Origin of the sequence: Hymenobacter aranciens (genome assembly GCF_030580865.1) — a bacterium.
GTDB lineage: Bacteria > Bacteroidota > Bacteroidia > Cytophagales > Hymenobacteraceae > Hymenobacter > Hymenobacter aranciens.
Map to the genome: position 1 here is coordinate 314,813 of NZ_JAUQSY010000006.1, position 17,908 is coordinate 332,720.

At 64.6% G+C, this 17,908-nt stretch carries 13 protein-coding genes; 10 read left to right on the forward strand and 3 right to left on the reverse strand.

What is annotated here, in order from left to right; genetic code table 11:
* Positions 1-149 precede the first annotated feature (149 nt).
* From Q5H93_RS11025 to Q5H93_RS11040, 4 genes are all read left to right on the forward strand, one after another.
* Positions 150-797 (forward strand): RNA polymerase sigma factor, encoded by a 648-nt coding sequence (locus Q5H93_RS11025; protein WP_305006585.1) that lies wholly within the window; start codon positions 150-152, stop codon positions 795-797.
* On the forward strand, positions 787-2,553 hold the full coding sequence (locus Q5H93_RS11030) for a hypothetical protein (RefSeq protein WP_305006586.1): 1,767 nt from the start codon (positions 787-789) through the stop codon (positions 2,551-2,553). Before Q5H93_RS11025 ends, Q5H93_RS11030 begins: the two co-directional genes overlap by 11 nt.
* A 119-nt stretch (positions 2,554-2,672) precedes the next feature.
* Positions 2,673-4,715, forward strand: coding sequence for an excinuclease ABC subunit UvrB (gene uvrB / locus Q5H93_RS11035; RefSeq protein ID WP_305006587.1), 2,043 nt, complete (start codon positions 2,673-2,675; stop codon positions 4,713-4,715).
* 174 nt (positions 4,716-4,889) lie between these two features.
* Complete coding sequence (locus Q5H93_RS11040) at positions 4,890-5,327, forward strand: nucleotidyltransferase family protein (protein WP_305006588.1); 438 nt, start codon at positions 4,890-4,892, stop codon at positions 5,325-5,327.
* 18 nt (positions 5,328-5,345) lie between these two features.
* On the opposite strand, the gene Q5H93_RS11045 is transcribed toward Q5H93_RS11040, so the two are convergent.
* Entirely contained in the window at positions 5,346-5,843 is a 498-nt protein-coding gene (locus Q5H93_RS11045; RefSeq protein WP_305006589.1) for a DUF421 domain-containing protein, read from the reverse strand.
* A 217-nt stretch (positions 5,844-6,060) separates the two neighbouring features.
* On the opposite strand from Q5H93_RS11045, the gene Q5H93_RS11050 reads away from it, so the two are divergent.
* Both Q5H93_RS11050 and Q5H93_RS11055 read left to right on the forward strand, forming a co-directional pair.
* On the forward strand, positions 6,061-6,462 hold the full coding sequence (locus Q5H93_RS11050; RefSeq protein ID WP_305006590.1) for a hypothetical protein: 402 nt from the start codon (positions 6,061-6,063) through the stop codon (positions 6,460-6,462).
* Between the two features lie 125 nt (positions 6,463-6,587).
* The gene (locus Q5H93_RS11055; RefSeq protein WP_305006591.1) at positions 6,588-8,066 is read left to right on the forward strand and encodes an NCS1 family nucleobase:cation symporter-1; all 1,479 of its coding nucleotides are present in this window, start codon (positions 6,588-6,590) and stop codon (positions 8,064-8,066) included.
* On the opposite strand, the gene Q5H93_RS11060 is transcribed toward Q5H93_RS11055, so the two are convergent.
* Both Q5H93_RS11060 and Q5H93_RS11065 read right to left on the reverse strand, forming a co-directional pair.
* Complete coding sequence (locus tag Q5H93_RS11060) at positions 8,055-8,957, reverse strand: alpha/beta fold hydrolase (RefSeq protein ID WP_305006592.1); 903 nt, start codon at positions 8,955-8,957, stop codon at positions 8,055-8,057. The genes Q5H93_RS11055 and Q5H93_RS11060 overlap by 12 nt on opposite strands.
* Before the next feature lie 69 nt (positions 8,958-9,026).
* Positions 9,027-9,614: a Crp/Fnr family transcriptional regulator gene (locus Q5H93_RS11065; protein ID WP_305006593.1), complete on the reverse strand. Its 588-nt coding sequence runs from the start codon at positions 9,612-9,614 to the stop codon at positions 9,027-9,029.
* An 81-nt stretch (positions 9,615-9,695) separates the two neighbouring features.
* Between Q5H93_RS11065 and Q5H93_RS11070 the strand changes: the two genes are divergently transcribed.
* The 4 genes from Q5H93_RS11070 to Q5H93_RS11085 all read left to right on the forward strand — a co-directional run bounded on the left by Q5H93_RS11070 (position 9,696) and on the right by Q5H93_RS11085 (position 17,797).
* The gene (locus tag Q5H93_RS11070) at positions 9,696-12,248 is read left to right on the forward strand and encodes an excinuclease ABC subunit UvrA (RefSeq protein WP_305006594.1); all 2,553 of its coding nucleotides are present in this window, start codon (positions 9,696-9,698) and stop codon (positions 12,246-12,248) included.
* 63 nt (positions 12,249-12,311) lie between these two features.
* Positions 12,312-14,294, forward strand: coding sequence for an FG-GAP-like repeat-containing protein (locus Q5H93_RS11075; RefSeq protein WP_305006595.1), 1,983 nt, complete (start codon positions 12,312-12,314; stop codon positions 14,292-14,294).
* Positions 14,295-14,500: 206 nt separating this feature from the next.
* Positions 14,501-15,175: a helix-turn-helix domain-containing protein gene (locus Q5H93_RS11080; protein ID WP_305006596.1), complete on the forward strand. Its 675-nt coding sequence runs from the start codon at positions 14,501-14,503 to the stop codon at positions 15,173-15,175.
* A gap of 30 nt (positions 15,176-15,205) precedes the next feature.
* The gene (locus Q5H93_RS11085) at positions 15,206-17,797 is read left to right on the forward strand and encodes a DUF8693 domain-containing protein (RefSeq protein ID WP_305006597.1); all 2,592 of its coding nucleotides are present in this window, start codon (positions 15,206-15,208) and stop codon (positions 17,795-17,797) included.
* Positions 17,798-17,908: the final 111 nt, after the last annotated feature.

Here is a 17,908-nt window from a genome sequence, read left to right on the forward strand (position 1 = left end):
AACCCTTTGCCGGGTGGGCGGCTCCCTGTTCTGTGAGCTGGCCACGGGGCCGGTTTCGCGGCTCTTATCCTACCCACCATGACGCACTTTTCTACTTGCTCTGCTGCTGGCCGGGCCTTCATGCTGCCTACTGCGGGGCAGCCGGGCGCATGAGCGCGGCCGCCTGGTCGCTGGGGCAGTTGTTTGCGCCCCGCGCCGAGGAAGCCACCAGCACCCCGCGCCTCACGGCCAGCCGCACCACCAGCGCCGCCCCCTCCGAGGCCGAGCTGATTGACGGCTGCCTGCGCGGTAGCCAGCTGGCTCAGAAGCAGCTCTACGAAAAGTACGCCGGCCGCATGATGGCCGTGTGCCTGCGCTACGCCCAAACCACCTTCGAGGCCGAAGACGTGCTGCAGGAAGGCTTCATCACCGTATTCCGCACCTTGGGCAGTTTCCGCCGCGAGTGCCCGCTGGAATTCTGGATTCGCCGTATCATGGTGAACGCGGCGCTGCGCCAGCACCGCCGTAATGCCCCGCTAGTGGCCGTGAGCGAGGGCGAATACCCCGAAACACTAGCTAGCGAGGAGTTTACGCTCAGCAACTACAACTTTCAGGAGCTGCTGGAAATGGTGCAGGAACTGGCGCCGCGCTACCGCATGGTATTCAACCTGTACGCTATCGAAGGGTATAACCATAAGGAAATCGGCGAGCTCCTGGGTATCACCGAAGGCACCAGCAAGTCGCAGTATTCCCGGGCCCGCGTTATTCTACAAACTAAACTGGAGCGCCTGAGTGCTCCGCGTCGTCATGTCAGCTAATCCTATCGATTCGACTAATACCGATAAGCCCACCGGCAGCCTGGAAGACTTGTTTCGCCACCACCTGGCGGAGGCGGCCGTGCCGCCCCGCGCGATGGTGTGGGAGCAGATTGACAACTCGCTGCTGCAGCGGCAGAACGAGCAGTACCGCCGTCGCCTCACCGCCACGCGCTGGGTGGCGGCCGCCAGCATTGCCATTGCCACGCTGGCCGGCACCGGCTGGTGGGCCACCCACGACGCCCTGGAGCACGACCGCGCCGACCTGGCCGCCGTCACCCGCCGCATCGAAGTGGCCGAAGCTAGCAAACGCGGTAAAAACGCTGGCAGTCTGAACAAGCGGGCTGCTGAAGCCAACCCGGACGTAGCGCGGTCAACCGCAGCAGGCAAAGCTGCGGTTGACCGCGCTACCCAAGCCGGCGCTACCAACCTGACAGCTACCGGCTACGCGGCCGCTGCTACTTCGGCTTCGGCTGGTCGGGCAATAATTCCGACTGGCAGTGCTGTTTCCGCCGGTTCGGCGGGCACGCCGGGCGGCCAGAGCCGCTCCAACGCCTCGCTGGGAGCCGCCAGCACGGCAACTGGCCGTCACAGCGGTAGCATTGCCAGCCAATTCAACAAGCAAGCCGCCGCCTCTACCCCGATGGCGGCCTTAGCGGCTACCGGCGCCAGCAAAAACCTGCCTGGTCAGCCGGCCGGGCAACTGCCGGGCGTTACGGCTGGTGCAGCCACAACGAGTGCGTTGGCCAACGCTGGCGCCAACACCGGCATCGAAGGCCTGACGTCTTCGGCGGCGCGCAATGCCGTGGCGGCTTCGGTAGCCAGCACCAGCGCTACGGCCACCGGCAGCAGCTTCGCCAACCGGCCGAGCGACATGGCTACCAACCTCAACAATAACCACACGATGGAGCTGGCCCTGCTGGCCAGCCGCACCACCGCCCTGAACTTAGCCGACGCTACCGCCCTGCCCACCAGCTTTGCTACCGTGGAAGTGCCCGCCGACGGCACGCCGCCCGCTACGCCCCCGGCGCGCAAGTGGCAGTTTGGCGCCAGCTACGCGGCTGGTGTTTTCAACCCCAATATCAACTTCTCACGGACTGGCGGGGCTGCCGAATTCGACTACAACCCGGCACTGGGCCCCAACTCGCCCGCGCTTTCGGAGGCTGCCGCCGCCGAATACCGTGACAACCTGCGCCCGGGCTTCAGCCAGCGGCTGGCGGTGCGGGCTACGCGCCGCCTGGGCGGCCGCCTAGCCCTCAGCACTGGCGTTGAAATGGCGCAACAGCAGGCTTCCTCGGCCAGCAGCCTGGCCTTCGTGGGCGAGCAGGTGCCCGACTTCGGCCAAAGCCCGGGTGGCCCGATGCGGACCACCAATTTCCGTTACCAGACGGCTAGCGTGCCGGTAGAGCTGCGCTATACTGACCCTGTGAAACGCGGCCTGAGCCTGTACGGCCGCGTAGGTGCCGCCGTAAGCGCCTTGCTGGGCGTGCGCGCTAAGGTAGAAGGTATTCCCGAAGCCACCCGCTCCTATTCCATCGCTGCCGAAGGGCCGTACCGTCGGGTATTGGCCAACGTGCGCGGCGGCGTGGGTGCCCAGTACCGCCCCACCGTCGGGCACTGGACGGTGAGCCTGGGGCCAACGGCCGAAATCGGCCTCGTGTCGTTGAATGCACACCCGGCACAGGGACTGGCTGGCCAGAGCCGGGCGTATAGCCTGGGGCTAGAAGCGAGCATGGAATTTGGCCGGGCGGCGAAGTAGGAGATAGGCTAACGTTCTTTTTTTACTTTTCCCTCTTCGTTTTCTCAAAACCTGGGAAACCCAAACCTGCTGGCAGCGGTTAAATCAGGCTGAGCTTTTTCGGCCTAACTTGCCCGTTGATGGAGTACCAACTCACTTCCGAATTTAAACCGACCGGCGACCAGCCGACGGCCATTGCCAAGCTTGTTGAGGGTGTAGAAAACGGCGAGCACGCCCAGGTGCTGCTGGGCGCCACCGGCACCGGCAAAACCTTCACCATGGCCAACGTCATTGCCCAGACCGGCAAGCCGGCCCTGGTGCTGTGCCACAACAAAACCCTGGCCGCTCAGCTCTACGGCGAGTTCAAGGCCTTCTTCCCGCAGAATGCCGTCGAGTACTACATCAGCTACTACGACTACTACCAGCCCGAGGCCTACATTGCCAGCACCGATGTGTTCATCGAGAAGGACATGGCCATTAATCAGGAGATTGAGAAGCTGCGGCTGCACTGCACCTCCACGCTGCTCAGCGGGCGGCGCGATGTGGTGGTGGTGGCCTCGGTGTCGTGCATCTACGGTATTGGTAACCCCGAGGAATTCAGCAAGAACGTCATCTTTCTGAAGCCCGGCATGCGCTACTCGCGCAACAACCTGCTCTACCAGTTCGTGCAGATTCTGTATTCGCGCACCGAAGTGGAATTCACCCGCGGCTCGTTCCGGGTGAAAGGTGATACCGTGGACGTGTTTCCGGCTTACGCCGACTACGCTATTCGCATCTACTTCTTTGGCGATGAGATTGAAAGCGTGCACAAGATTGACCCGGTGAGCGGCAAGAAGCTGAGCGACGAGACGACTGGACTGGCGCTGTACCCGGCTAACCTGTTCGTGACCGGCAAGGAGACGCTGAACGAGGCCATCAAGCAGATTCAGTTCGACATGATGCAGCAGCACTCCTACTTCGAAAAGGAGGGCCGCGACGCCGAGGCGAAGCGCATTTTGGAGCGGACAGAGTTTGACCTTGAAATGATTAGGGAACTGGGCTACTGCTCGGGCATCGAGAACTACTCGCGGTATTTCGATGGGCGCACGCCGGGCACGCGGCCTTTTTGCCTGCTCGATTATTTTCCCAAGGACTACCTGCTGGTGGTGGATGAAAGCCACGCCACGATGCCGCAAATCCGGGCCATGTGGGGCGGCGACCGCGCCCGCAAGACGGCGCTTATCGAGTACGGCTTCCGCCTGCCCTCGGCGCTGGACAACCGGCCGCTGACTTTCAACGAGTTCGAGAGCATGTACCAGCAGGCCGTGTACGTGAGCGCCACGCCGGCCGACTACGAGCTGGCTCAGGCCGACGGCGTGGTGGTGGAGCAGATTATCCGCCCCACCGGCCTGCTCGACCCCATTATCGACCTGCGCCCCAGCGCCAACCAGATTGACGACCTGCTCGACGAAGTGGACGAGCGGGTGAAAGCCGGCGACCGCGTGCTGGTGACCACCCTCACCAAGCGCATGGCCGAGGAGCTCAGTAAGTACATGGACCGCCTGGGTATCAAGGTCGAATACGTGCACTCGGATGTAAAAACCCTTGACCGCGTGGAAATCCTGCGCAAGCTGCGCCTGGGCGAAGTGGACGTGCTCATCGGCGTGAACCTGCTGCGCGAAGGTCTTGACTTGCCGGAGGTAAGCCTCGTCGCCATTCTCGATGCCGACAAGGAAGGCTTTCTGCGCGACCAGCGCAGCCTCATCCAGACGATGGGCCGGGCGGCCCGGAACGAGAACGGCAAGGTCATTCTCTACGCCGACCGCATCACTGGCTCGATGCAGCGGGCCATGGACGAGACGAACCGCCGCCGCGCTACTCAGCTGGCCTACAACGAGGAGCACGGCATCACGCCGCGCACCGTGCGCAAGAGCCACGCCCAGATTATGGGCCAGACCGACCTGGCCGACTACCGCACCGTGGAGCCCCAGGCCTACGTCGGCCCCGATGCCGACGGCGGCGTGCTGGCCCTGGCCGCCGAGCCCGTGGTGGCGATGATGGACCGCGCCGGCCTCGAAAAGCTCATCAAGCAGACCGAGAAGCAGATGGAAGCGGCGGCCAAGGAGCTCGACTTCCTGCAGGCCGCCAAGCTGCGCGACGAGCTGGCGGCGCTGAAGCAGATGCTGAAAACGAAGCGCGAATAGTACTAGCTATGCGTCCCGTCATCAAATCGCCCGACAAAGCTGTTACGGAAGAGGCCCAGCGCCGCTATTATTGGTCGCTGACGCCCTACGAGCGTTTAGCCCTGGCCCAGCGGCTCAACGAGCAGGCGCGCCGTATCGGCGCGGCTAATGCAATTAATTCAGCCGCTACTGACTATGGACGACGAGTATTTAAAGCTACTACGCCTGTTTCACGCCGAAGGAGTTGAATATCTGGTGGTGGGTGGCTATGCCGTTATTGCTCACGGCTTCCCGCGTACCACCGCCGACCTCGACCTCTGGCTGCACCCCACGCCTGCCAACGCGTTGCGGGCCGTGCGGGCGCTAGCGCGCTTTGGCTACAACGAAGGTGAATTTGAGGAAACTGATTTTACGACTGCACCTAACTTCCTATCATTCTGCTCTAATGGGGCATGGATAGACCTGATGACGGAAGTGCTGGGGGTCGAATTTGGCGTAGCCCAGGCTAGCGCATTGGAATTAACATTTGCTGATGTGCCAGTGCGATATATCGGGCTGGCCGCTTTGCGTAGCGTGAAGCAAGCCACCGGCCGGCCGCAGGATTTACGGGATTTGGAAAATCTGCCGGAGTAGGAGGCTGGTAAATCATTCCTACTTCTTCACCACGCTGATGTTACCGTCGTGCTCCAGCCGTACGGTTGCTACCTGGCTGAGGTCATCCACATTGGCGGCGGCGCGGACGCCGGCCTGCACGGCTTCTTCGCTGACGCTGGAAATACGCATTTCCTTCTTATTGAGCTCGCCACCTTCGGCCAGGATGCTCGACTCGCCCTTGACCAGGCGGCCGAGGGCGGGGAAGAAATACGTAGCATAGGCCAGGCCGCGGTGCAGTAGCACCAGCGTGGTGGCGGCGGCCAGGATGGTAAAAAACGGCGCATCGGCCGCAATGGCGCGGCTGAGCGTGGCCCCGAGCATGAACTTCACAATCATGTCGAGGGCCGAGTTGCTGGCGAAGATGCGGCGGCCGGAGATGCGCAGCAGCAGCAGCGCAATGAGAAAAACGACGCCGGTGCGGGCCGAAATCTGGCCGGCGCTGATAGTCTGGGCGTTTTCGTGGAGGCCGATGAGGTCGGCGAAGAAGTCGGACATAGCGGGCAAGACGAGTGTGAGTTTGGGTGTACGCAGACGCGGTGGCAAACTGCTGAGTCGGGCGAGGCAACCGTTGCGGACCGGGTCAGGTCAAAGCAGCAGCGCCGCTGGCTCCACGCGGCCGCAGGGCCCATGATTGGGCAAGGGTGTCAACACATTATTCGGCCGCTTCCTATTTTTACTTGCTCAACTTTTTTCTCACTTCATCTGTCCGCTTATGCGTTCCGCATTCACCCGTTTCTTATTGCTAATGGCCTTGGTAGCCAGCAGCCTGCTGGCCCAGCCGGCGCAGGCCCAGAGCACCGGCTACCAGTTTTTGCAGATGACTACCATTGAGAGCGTAGTGCCGGGCGGCCTGGGCCGCTCGCGGGTGCTGTTTACGCCCGAGTGGAAGGGCACGAAGGAGACAACGATGGAAAACCTGTTTTCACTGACCGGCATCAACCTGGGCAACGTGCGGAGCAACGAAGAAGCCATTGTGCGCTACCTGGGCGAGATGTCGAACGACGGCTGGGAGCTGTACCAGACCACGCCGCTCACGCAGGTGCTCAACGGCACGGGCGGGCAGTCGTCGCAAGGCATCTTCATGACGCGCTACTTGTTCCGCAAGCCGAAATAAGCGGGCTGTTGGCGCCCGCCAAAGCCTCTGCCGGCACCGGCAGAGGCTTTTTATTTGTCTAGGTTCTTGGTTACTACCGGGCAGTTCTGCCTACATTAGCAGTTCACCTTCCGCTGCACACTGTTATGGACCTGAATTTTACCGCTGACCCCGGCCTGACCAGCGAAGACCTCGCGCCGGTACCCGCCGAGCGCCGCACCTGGGGCACCTGGAACTACGCCGCCCTGTGGATTAGCATGAGCTTATGCATTCCCACCTACATGATGGCCAGCTCACTCATCGGCGGCGGCATGAACTGGTGGCAGGCTTTGCTGACTATCTTCCTGGGCAACACCATTGTGCTGGTACCCATGCTGCTCAATGGCCGGGCCGGGGCGCGCTACGGTATTCCGTTTCCGGTGTTTGCGCGGGCTAGCTTTGGGGTGCGCGGGGCCAATGTGCCGGCGCTGCTACGGGCCGTTATTGCCTGCGGCTGGTTCGGTATCCAGACGTGGATTGGCGGCTTTGCCCTCTACCAGATGGGCGTGCTGTGGTGGCCGGGGCTGGGCACTTTGCCGGCCATATTCCCGGCTTCGTGGGGGCTGGCCACGGGGCCGGCCATCACGTTTCTGCTTTTCTGGGCCTTGAATATGTACGTGGTGAAGCTGGGCGTCGACAGCATCAAGCACCTGCTGGTTTTCAAGGCTTTCTTTTTGCCTTTTGCGGCGCTGGCGTTGCTCGTCTGGGCCATTGGGGCGGGTAATGGGCTGGGGCCTATCCTGGCGCAACCGGCCAAATTTGCTTCGAGCGCGGCGTTCTGGGCTTTCTTTTTCCCCTCGCTCACCGGCATGGTGGGCTTTTGGGCCACACTGTCGCTGAATATTCCTGATTTCACCCGCTACGCCGTGAGCCAGCGGGCGCAGCAGTGGGGGCAGGCCATTGGGCTGCCGCCGTCGATGACGCTGTTTTCTTTCGTGGGCGTGGTAGTGACTTCGGCCACCTTCATCATCTACGGCGAAACCATCTGGGACCCCGTGGTGCTGGCGGGGCGCTTCGATAGCAAGTTGCTGGTGAGCTTTGCCATGCTGGCGGTGGCGCTTTCCACACTGGCCACCAACATTGCGGCCAACATCGTGAGTCCGGCCAACGACTTCGCCAACCTCGACCCGACGCGCATTTCCTTCAAGACCGGCGGCTACATCACGGGACTTATCGGCCTGCTCATCTTTCCCTGGAAGCTTATTGCCGACCCCTCGGGCTACGTGTTCACTTGGCTGGTGGGCTATTCGGGGTTGCTGGGGCCCATCGGCGGCATTATGATTGTGGATTATTACCTGCTGCGCGGGCAGCAGTTGAACGTAGCGGACCTCTATCGGTATCAGGGCGAGTACACCTACCGCGGCGGCTACAACCCGGCGGCGCTGCTGGCGCTGGTGGCCGGGGTGCTGCCCAATGTGCCGGGCTTTCTGGCGGCCATTAATGTGCTGGAGAAGGCGGCGGTATGGCCCTGGCTGACCGGCTTGTATAACTACGCCTGGTTTGTGGGCTTCGCGGTGGCCGGGGTGGTGTACTGGGGACTGATGCGGCGCCCAGCCCAGCCTTTGGCCGCGACCCTAGCGAAGTAGCGCGGCCAGTGCGGCCATCGCCACCGGGCTGGTTTCGATGCCGTGCCCAATGTTGGGCAGCACCCGGGCGGTGCGCAGCGTGGGCAGGTGACGCCGGGCCACGCGCAGAGACTTTTGGCAGGGAAACAGGATATCCTTGTCGCCCAGCAGCATATCGACGGGCACCGTTACGCGGGCCAGCTCTTCGGGGGGCATGGCGTAGGGCTTCGGGGTATGGTCGCGGTATTCGGTGATGGCAAACAGCTCGTAATCAACCAGCAGCTGCAGAGCCGGGGCCGTCAGCCCATGTTCCGGAGGGTGCAAAACAGCGGCTTGCAAGAACTTCCGCACATTGGCCTCGCTGGGGAAAGCCAGGGGCAACAGGTTATAATACAGATTGCGGGGCGCCAGGGAGAAGGGCTGCAGGCAGCCGGGATTCATAAGCACAAGCTGGCGCACGCGCTGCGGGGCCACCTGAGCCAGCTTGATTCCCAGCAGGCTGCCGAAGGAAGCGCCGGCCACCGCTACCTGGTCGAGGCCGAGCCGGTCGAGCAGGTCGGCCAGCCAGTGGCCGTAGTCGAGGCTTTTCACGGGCGGGGTGCGGCCGTCGCTCAGGCTGGGCTGACCGTTCACATCGACCATGAAAATGCGGTGCGTGGCCTTGAGCGGCGCGAGGTTGTTGTCGAAATCCCAGAACAGGCCGCCGGTGCGAAACCCGGGCAGGATAAGCAGCGCCGGCCAGTCGCGTCGCTCGGCGTTGAGACTCCAGACGACGGTGGTGCCGAGTACAGTGCTTACCGGGTGGCGCTGGTACGTGCAGTGGTTCAGGGCTTCGAGCTGCCCAACCCAGCGGGCGAAAAAGGCTTCGGCGCGGGGCTGGTCTTTAAAAAAGGAGTGGTGAGGCGCGTGCATGAGGGCGATGGTGTAATCGGCTACAAAGCACGGCCCCCGCGCCGGCCCCCGTGTTGGTATAAACCAACCTTACCACGCGGTAGAGTTGTAGAGCTTGCTGAAGTTGGTGGGGTTGATGCGAAGGTAGTTGGCGATGTACTTGTGGGGCACGAGGTGAAACAGGTGGGCGCTACGCTGCGCAAACCGCCGAAACCGCTCCTTGATGGTGAGGGCGTGAAACTCCTTGTGCCGCATAATGAGGCCGCTGAGCTTGGCTTCCACCATCTTGCGGAACAGGCGTTCCAGCGGCTGCGACTGGTCGAACAGCTCCTGCAGGCGGTGGAAGGAGATGCTGCCGAAGGTGCTGTCGGTGAGGGCCCGAATGCTGTCCTGGGCGGGCGTCTGGTAGAAAAAGGAGTCGGGAATGCCGGCCAGCGACGGCGGGTAGGAAAACGTGATGACGTGCTCGTCGCCGTCGTGGTCGAAGCTGGTTAGCTGCACGCCCTGAAACACAAACAGCAGCTCGCGCTGCACCTGCCCGGCACGCAGCACGAAGTCGCCCTTCCTGACGGCCAGCGGCCGCAGTTCCCCGAGCAGCAGGTCGAGCGCGCCGTCGTCGACTTCGGCGTAGAAGCGGCGCAGAAACACTTTGTAGTCGGCAGCAGTAGCGGTATTCATGCGCCGAAAGTACGGCGGCCGGCTGGCCGGCTGCGTATTGCGGGCAGCAGTTTGCCCTACCTATTTTTCCTTGCCGGCCTCATGGCATCTTCCTCTTCTCAAAACCCGACCGGCGCCGTGCGCGTGCGCGGCGCCCGCGAGCACAATCTCAAAAACATCGACGTTGACATTCCGCGCGATGCGCTGGTCGTTTTCACCGGCGTGTCGGGCTCCGGCAAGTCGTCGCTGGCTTTCGGCACGCTCTACGCCGAGGCCCAGCGGCGCTACCTGGAGTCGGTGTCGCCGTACGCGCGGCGCCTGTTTCACCAGATGGCGGTGCCGGAGGTAGACTCGATTGACGGGCTGCCGCCGGCCGTGGCCTTGCAGCAGCAGCGGGGCACGCCCACTACCCGCTCGTCGGTGGGCAGCGTCACTACGCTGTCTAACCTGGTGCGGATGCTGTATTCACGGGCGGGCCATTACCCGCCGGGTCAGGACATTGTGTACGCCGAGGGCTTTTCGCCCAACACGCCGGAGGGCGCCTGCCCCACCTGCCACGGCCTGGGCCGCGTGTACGAGGTGACCGAGGCCAGCATGGTGCCCGACCCCTCGCTCACCATCCGGGAGCGGGCGGTGGCGGCCTGGCCGCTGGCCTGGGGCGGGCAGAATCAGCGCGACATTCTCGTGACGATGGGCATCGACGTGGACCGGCCCTGGCGCGAGCTGCCCCAGGAAATCCGCGACTGGATTCTCTTTACCGACGACCAGCCCGTGGTGCCCGTGTACCCCGGCTACACCCCCGCCCAGACCCAGGCCGCCCTCAAGCGCAAGGAGCAACCCAATTACATGGGCACCTTCAGCAGCGCGAAGCGGCATACGCTGCACACCTTCGCCAACACCCAGAGCCCGCTGATGAAAAAGCGCGCCCTGCAGTACATGCTCAGCACCGAGTGCCCGCTGTGCCACGGTAAGCGCCTGCGGCCCGAAAGCCTGGCCGTCACCTTCGCCGGGCTCGATATTGCCGACTTCACCCGCCTGCCCCTCAAGCAGGTGGCTGGGCTGCTGCTGCCCTACGCCGACGGCTCCCTGCGGCCCGATGCCCAGGCCGCCACCCACCCCGAGCAGGTCGAAACCGCCCGCCGCATCACCGCCGACCTGGTGGCGCGGCTGGCCGTGCTGCTCGATTTGGGCCTCGGCTACCTCGCGCTGGAGCGCAGCACGCCCACGCTCTCGCCGGGCGAATTGCAGCGCCTGCGGCTGGCTACGCAATTGTATTCCAACCTCTTCGGCGTGGTGTACGTGCTCGACGAGCCCTCCGCCGGGCTGCACCCATCCGACACGGAAGCGCTGCTGACGGCCCTCAAGACCCTGAAAGCGGCCGGCAATTCCCTCTTCGTGGTGGAGCACAACCTCGACGTGGTGCGGCAGGCCGACTGGCTGGTGGACGTGGGCCCCGACGCCGGCGAAAAGGGCGGCCGGATTCTCTACAGCGGCCCGCCCGCCGGGCTGAACAACGTAGCAGCCTCGCACACCCGCCGGTTTTTATTCAATGAAAACCAAACTCCTACCGCGCTCTACGCGGTGCGCCAGCCCAGCGGCCAGCTGCGGCTGGAAGGCGTGAGCCGCAACAACCTCGACAACCTGACGGTGGAATTTCCGCTCGGCGTGCTCACTACCGTTACCGGCGTGTCGGGCTCGGGCAAGAGCAGCCTCGTGAGTCAGGTTTTAGTTGAGCTGGTGGGCGCGGCACTGGGGCAGGAAATCATTGCCGAGGAAGAAGAAACCGACCCGCTGGAGCAGGCCGCGCCCCTGCCGGTGGGCGGGCGCATCGCGGCCGGCATGGAGGTTATCAGGCGGCTGGTGCAGGTCGACCAGAAGGCCATCGGCCGCACGCCGCGCTCCAACATGGCTACCTACACCGGCCTCTTCGACCACGTGCGCAAGCTGTTTGCCGCCACACCCGAGGCGCGCAAGCGCCGCTACGATGCCGGGCGCTTTTCATTTAACGTGGCCAAGGGGCGCTGCGAGCACTGCCAGGGCGAGGGCTTCGTGATGGTGGAGCTGCTGTTTCTGCCCAGCGTGTATTCGCCCTGCCCGGTGTGCCACGGCACCCGCTACAACGCCAAAACCCTGGAAGTAACTTACAAGGAGAAGAACATCGCCGAGGTGCTGGGCCTGAACGTGGACGACGCCTGCGCCTTCTTCGCCGACGACGCCACCGTGTTGCGCCCCCTGCAGGTGCTGCGCGACGTGGGCCTCGGCTACCTGCGCCTGGGCCAGCCCGCCACCGAGCTCAGCGGCGGCGAGGCCCAGCGCATCAAGCTGGCCACCGAGCTGCAGCGCGCCCAGCGCGGCCACGCCCTCTACGTGCTCGACGAGCCCACCACCGGCCTGCACCCGGCCGACGTGGAGCGCCTCCTCGCCCAGCTGCAGCTCCTTGTTGATGCGGGCAATACCGTGGTGGTGGTGGAGCACGACATGCGCGTGGTGGCCGCCAGCGACTGGGTCATGGACATTGGTCCCGGCGCGGGCGAGGAGGGCGGCCGCGTGGTGGCGCAGGGGCCGCCGGCGGCGGTGGCAGCGGCGGCGGGCAGCAAGACCGGCCCCTACCTGCGCCGGTTCATAGCCCGGGAAATCAAGGAGGGCGGAGAATAGCTGCAACACCGGAATAGGGCATCAGAATCATACATTTGCGGCCGTACCTACTACTCTCCGCTTATGTACTTCCGCTACCTGTTGCGTGCTGCCCCGGCTTTGGTGAGCCTGCTGGCTGGCTTTGTTACTGTCAGCCAGGCCCAGGCGCCGGTCATCACCACCGTGGTGCCGATGGCCAACGCGCTGGCGGTACCGCCTGCGGCGCCGCTCACCGTCAGCTTCAACCAGCCGCTGCCGGCTGTCGGCCCCACGCTTCAGGTGTTCAGCAACCAGCGCGGCGGCCGGCGCACGGTCACCACCCCGAGCGGCAACATCCTGGCTTACCCCCCCACGGTTGCGCCTTACCAGCCCGGCGAAACCGTGAGCTACACGGTGGTGGGCGGAGGCGGCGGTCCGACTGTCGGCCGGGTCGGGCAATTTACCGTGGCGACGGGCGGCGCGGGCCGGGGCGGCTTCCAGGCCCGGCAGCCGGCGCTGGCCGGGCGGGCTGCCACCTACGTAGCCACCGGCGACCTCAACAACGACGGCCGCCCCGACCTGGTGGTGACCAATTACAGCGGCCAAACGGTATCGCTACACCTGCAGGACGCCAGCGGCGGGTTCAGCGTTGGCAACCAGATTCAAACCTTCATGGGTCCCCAGGCCCCGAGCCTGGGCGACCTCGACGGCGACGGCGACCTCGACCTGGCGTTTGCGAACAACAACGGCTCGGTCTTCGGCTCGGTGTATATCCGGCTCAACGATGGCACCGGCGTTTTTTCGGGCACGCAGCAGCTGGCTACCGATGCCGATGCCGGCACCGTGACCTTCGGCGACGTGGATGCCGACGGCGACCTCGACCTGTTGGTGGCCAACGGCACCTACCCGGCCACGGCCTGGCTGTATTTCAACGACGGGCAGGCTAATTTTGGCAACTACCGCGTTATCAGCCTGAGCGGTGTGGGCCTGACCAGCCTGGCCCTGGGCGACCTCGACGGCGACGGCGACCTCGACCTGGCGGCCGCCACGCGCAATATGACCGGCCCGGGCCAGCTCAGTATCCGGCTCAATGACGGGCAGGGCCTGTTTACGGGCACCACTGCCAGTACCATTGGCTCCATGCCCAACAGCCTGGCCCTGGGCGACGTGGACGCCGACGGCGACCTCGACGTGCTGACGGCCGGCGGCCCGCTCACCAGCGCCGGCACCGTCAGCATCCGGCTCAACAACGGCGCGGCCGGCTTCGGCCCCGGCGCCGACCTGACCGTGGGCAACAACCCGCGCCGCGTGGTGCTGGGCGACCTTGATGCCGACGGCGACCTCGACTTTGTGACGGCCAACAACCGCTCGGCCGGCACTTCCAGCCTGGGCCTGAATACCGGCAACGGTACCTTCGGGCAGCCGGCCGACATCACTACCGACTTCTACCCTTCCGACGCTGCGCTGGTCGATATCGACAGCGACGGCGACCTCGACCTGGCCATTCCCAACCCGCAGAGCTTCAATATCGGGCTGTACCTAAACCAGCTGGCGCCGCCGGTGCTTCCCATTATCACCAGCCTGAGCCCGACCAGCGGCCCGGTGGGCACCGTGCTCACCCTGACGGGCACCAACCTGACCGGGACCACCAGCATCACCTTTGCCGGGCCCGGCGGCAACGTGGTCACCACGGGCTTCACCGTCAATGCAGCCGGCACCCAGATTACCGGCGTCGTGGTGCCGGCCGGGGCCATTTCCGGGCCCATCAGCGTGACCACGCCCGGCGGCACCAGCGCGCCCAGCCCCCAGCCCTTCATCGTGACGCCCGTGCTGAACAGTCTGGTGCCCGGTCCGGGCAGCCTCAGCCCGGCCTTCGCGGTATTTCCCAATCCGGCCCGCGGCACCATCACCGTCACCGGCTCGGCGGCCCTGGCCCCCCTTACTGTGCTCGACGCCCTGGGACGCCCCGTTCTCACCACCACGGCCGATGCTGGCGGCACGACCACGCTCCGGCTGCCCGCCGGGCTGGCCCCCGGCCTCTACCTGATGCGCAGCGGCGGGCGCAGCCAGCGTCTGCTGGTGGAGTAGCGCTCCGTCTGCTCGGAGAAGAAGCTGTCATTCCCAGTGCCCGACCCGGCAGCTGCCGGACGCGGGCCGATAAGTTCGGGGCGAAGCGCTGGCGGCAGTATGGCAGGAGCAGCGGCCGGACGCTTCAGCCCCTATATACTGAATGTGAACAGGTTTTGGGAATCCATAAGGGTAAGATAGCTGGTTGAAAAGCCCGCTATCTACGTATGCCTTATGTCACCTCACCCGTTGTTCCCTGCCGCTTGTCGGCGTTAATGAAACTCTACATCAAAAATATGGTCAGCAATAGCTGTAAAGGCATTGTGCTGGGCCACTTGAATACCCTGGGCCTCCGTAGCGAGCAAGTCGAACTAGGCCAGGCTACACTACTGGAGCCGCTTACTTCCGAGCAGCATCACCAACTGCAGCTAGCCTTGTTGAGCGCGGGCCTAGAGCTGGTGGACGCTAAAAAAGCCCGGTTAGTCGAAAAGATTAAGGCGGCCGTGGTCATGCTGGTGCTGGAAGCCGAGCTGGTGCCCAAAATGACCCACTCAGAATACCTCAGCGGACTACTAGAGCACAATTATGCGACCCTGGCAGCGCTCTTCGCCGAGGTCACCGGCAGCACTATCGAACAGTATATCATCGAGTACCGCATCGAGTGCGCACAAAAACTCCTGCTCTATAACGAGCTCAACGTGACGCAGATTTCTTATAAGCTCAACTTCAGCAGCGTAGCTCATCTGTCCAACCAGTTCAAAAAGGTAACCGGGCTCACTCCCAGCGCCTTCAGAAAAACGCGGCTGCCGCAGCGGTCGAAACGCAGCACGGGTAATTCTGTAATTACTTTCTGTAATTATGTAAGGTTTGTCGGGGCCCGTAGGGTGACCTTTGAGGAGTGAGAAAACCTTCTCTCACTGACCCGATAAGCTATGAACAAAAACTTATTTACCATCCTGTTAGCCGGACTGGCGCTGGCGCTGCCAACGGCCGTTTTTGCCCAGGTAGCGCCCCCGCTGGGGGCTGCCAGCAGCTTCGTGCTCTTCACCGCCGTGGGCGCGTTCGACAACGTAGGCCCCACCTTCGTTAGCGGCAACATTGGCACCAACGCGGGCGCTTTCAGCGGCTTTCCGCTAGGGGTGCAGCTTATGGGCACCATCAACGTGGCCAACACCCTCTCGACCCAGGCCGCGACGGACGTGCAGACGGCCTACGGCCTGATGTCGGCCATCCCGTGCGTGGTGCCGCTGGCGGTGCTGGGCGGCCCGCCCGCCACGCCGCAGGTGCTGCTGCCCAACGAGTACTGCGTCAGTCAGGCCACCACCCTGGCCGGCAACCTCATCCTGGACGCCCAGGGCGACCCCAACGCCACCTTCTTCATCCGGGTGGGCGGCGCGCTCACCACCGGCGAAGGCTCGACGGTGACGCTGATTAACGGTGCCTCGGCCAGCCGGGTATTCTGGCAGGTAGAGGGCCGCGTGGACATGGGCCGGATTTCGGTGTTCCAAGGCACGCTCATCGCCGACGGGGCCATCAACATGATTGAGGGCGCCAGCCTGACGGGTCGCGGCTTGTCGCGCGGCGGGGCCATCACCCTCGATACCAACACCGCCAGCCTGGCCGTGGTGACCGATGTGGTGTGGAACGGCAGCCAGAGCACCGATTGGTTTACGGCCGACAACTGGACGCCCGCCACGGTGCCCACCAGCACCATCAATGCCTACGTGCTGGCCGGCGCGCCGCGCTACCCGCTCCTGGTGGGCGGCACGGCCTTTGGCCAGCGGCTCATCATCGGCGATAGCGCCAGCGTGACGCAAAACGCCGGCAACCTGGTAATCAACCAGGCCTGGACCAACAACGGCACCTTCACCGCTACCGGCGGCCTCGTGGCCCTGGGCAGCGAATCGAACGTGGCCCCGGCGGTGGTACTGGGCGGCAGCAGCCTCAACCGCTTCTGGAACCTGACCGTGGCGCCCACCGGCGCCCAGCAAACCGCCCTGGCCGCCGGCCTGGCCGTGCAGCGCCTACTCACGCTCAACGGCGACCTCACGACCAACAACCGCCCCGCCACCCTGCTGTCGGACACCAGCGGCACGGCCATGATTACCAACGCCGGCGGCGTGGTAGTGGGCGCGGCCACCGTGCAGCGCTACATCAGCCCCAGCCTCAATGCGGGCCTGGGCTACCGCCAGCTGAGCAGCCCGGTGAGCGGCATGACCGTGGCCGGCCTGGCTACCAACGGCTTTAGCCCGGTGGTGAACCCGGCTTACAACACCTCGCCCACCCCGGGCACCGTGACGCCCTACCCCACCGTGTACAGCTACGAGCAGAGCCGCCTGGCTACGGCCACCAACGACCAGCCCGTATTCGACAAGGGCTGGCAGTCGCCGGCGACGCTGGGCGAGGCCCTCACTGTCGGCCGCGGCTACACCGTGCAGCTGCCGGCCAGCGTGACTATTAACTTCGCCGGCGTGCCTACCACGGGCCCCGTGAACCGGAGCCTGAGCCGCAACGCGGCCAATAGCACCAACGGCACCGACGCCGGCTGGCAGCTGGTGGGCAACCCCTACCCCGCCCCGCTGGCCTACAACCGCGTAGCCGCCGCCGACCGCCAGAACCTGGATGCGGCCCTCTACACTTTCGAGAGCACCGGCCCCTACACCGGGCAGTACCGCACCTATATTAATGGCGTGGGCAGCGGCGACTCCATCGTGGCCGTGGGCCAGGGCTTCTTTGTGCGGGTGAGTGCCGGCCAGACCAGCGGCACACTCAACTTCCGCGACGCCCAGCGCCGCACCCAGTACACCGACCGCAGCCTGCGCCGCAGCACCGCCCCGGCCCGCCCGCTGGTGCAGCTCGACCTGCAGGGCGCCGGCCTGGCCGACCCGCTCTACGTATACTTCGAGCAGGGTGCCACCGCCGGCACCGATGCCGACTTTGACGCCGTGAAGCTGCCCAACACCCACGGCCTCAACCTGAGCGCCGCCGGCACCGACAACCTCGCCATCAGCGCCCTGCCGCTGATGGGTGCTACCGCCCTCACGGTGCCCCTGCAGCTGCGGGTGCCCGCCACCGGCAGCTACACCCTGCACGCCGCCCAGCTGCTCAACCTGAGCAACACCCACGCCTACCTGCGCGACCGGCAAACCGGTACCCTCACCGACCTGAGCACCACGCCCAGCTACACCTTCCAGCTGAACGCGGCCTCCACGGGCCCGCGCTTCGAGCTGGTATTCACCTCGCAAACGGCCCTGGCCGCGGCCCCGGCCAGCCTGAGCGCCCAGGTGGCGGTGTTCCCCAACCCAGCCAGCCGGCAGGTGTTTGTAGAATTGCCCACAGCCCTGAGCCGCGCCGCTACTACGGCCACGCTGCTCGATGCCCTGGGCCGCCCGGTGCGCAGCTTCGTGCTGCCGGCCGGCGCTGCCGCCCACGCCCTGCCGCTGGCTGGCGTGACTGCCGGCCTGTATTCGCTGCGCGTGACTACCGACCTAGGGACTGTTACCAAGAAACTCCTGGTTAACTAACGCAGTACCCGCCCCGGCAATTGGAGAGTCGTCGAGGGCGGGGCTGACTATACTAAGATGAAAAGGGCGGCCCGGTGGGCCGCCCTTTTTTGTGCTGACAACAAAAGGGGC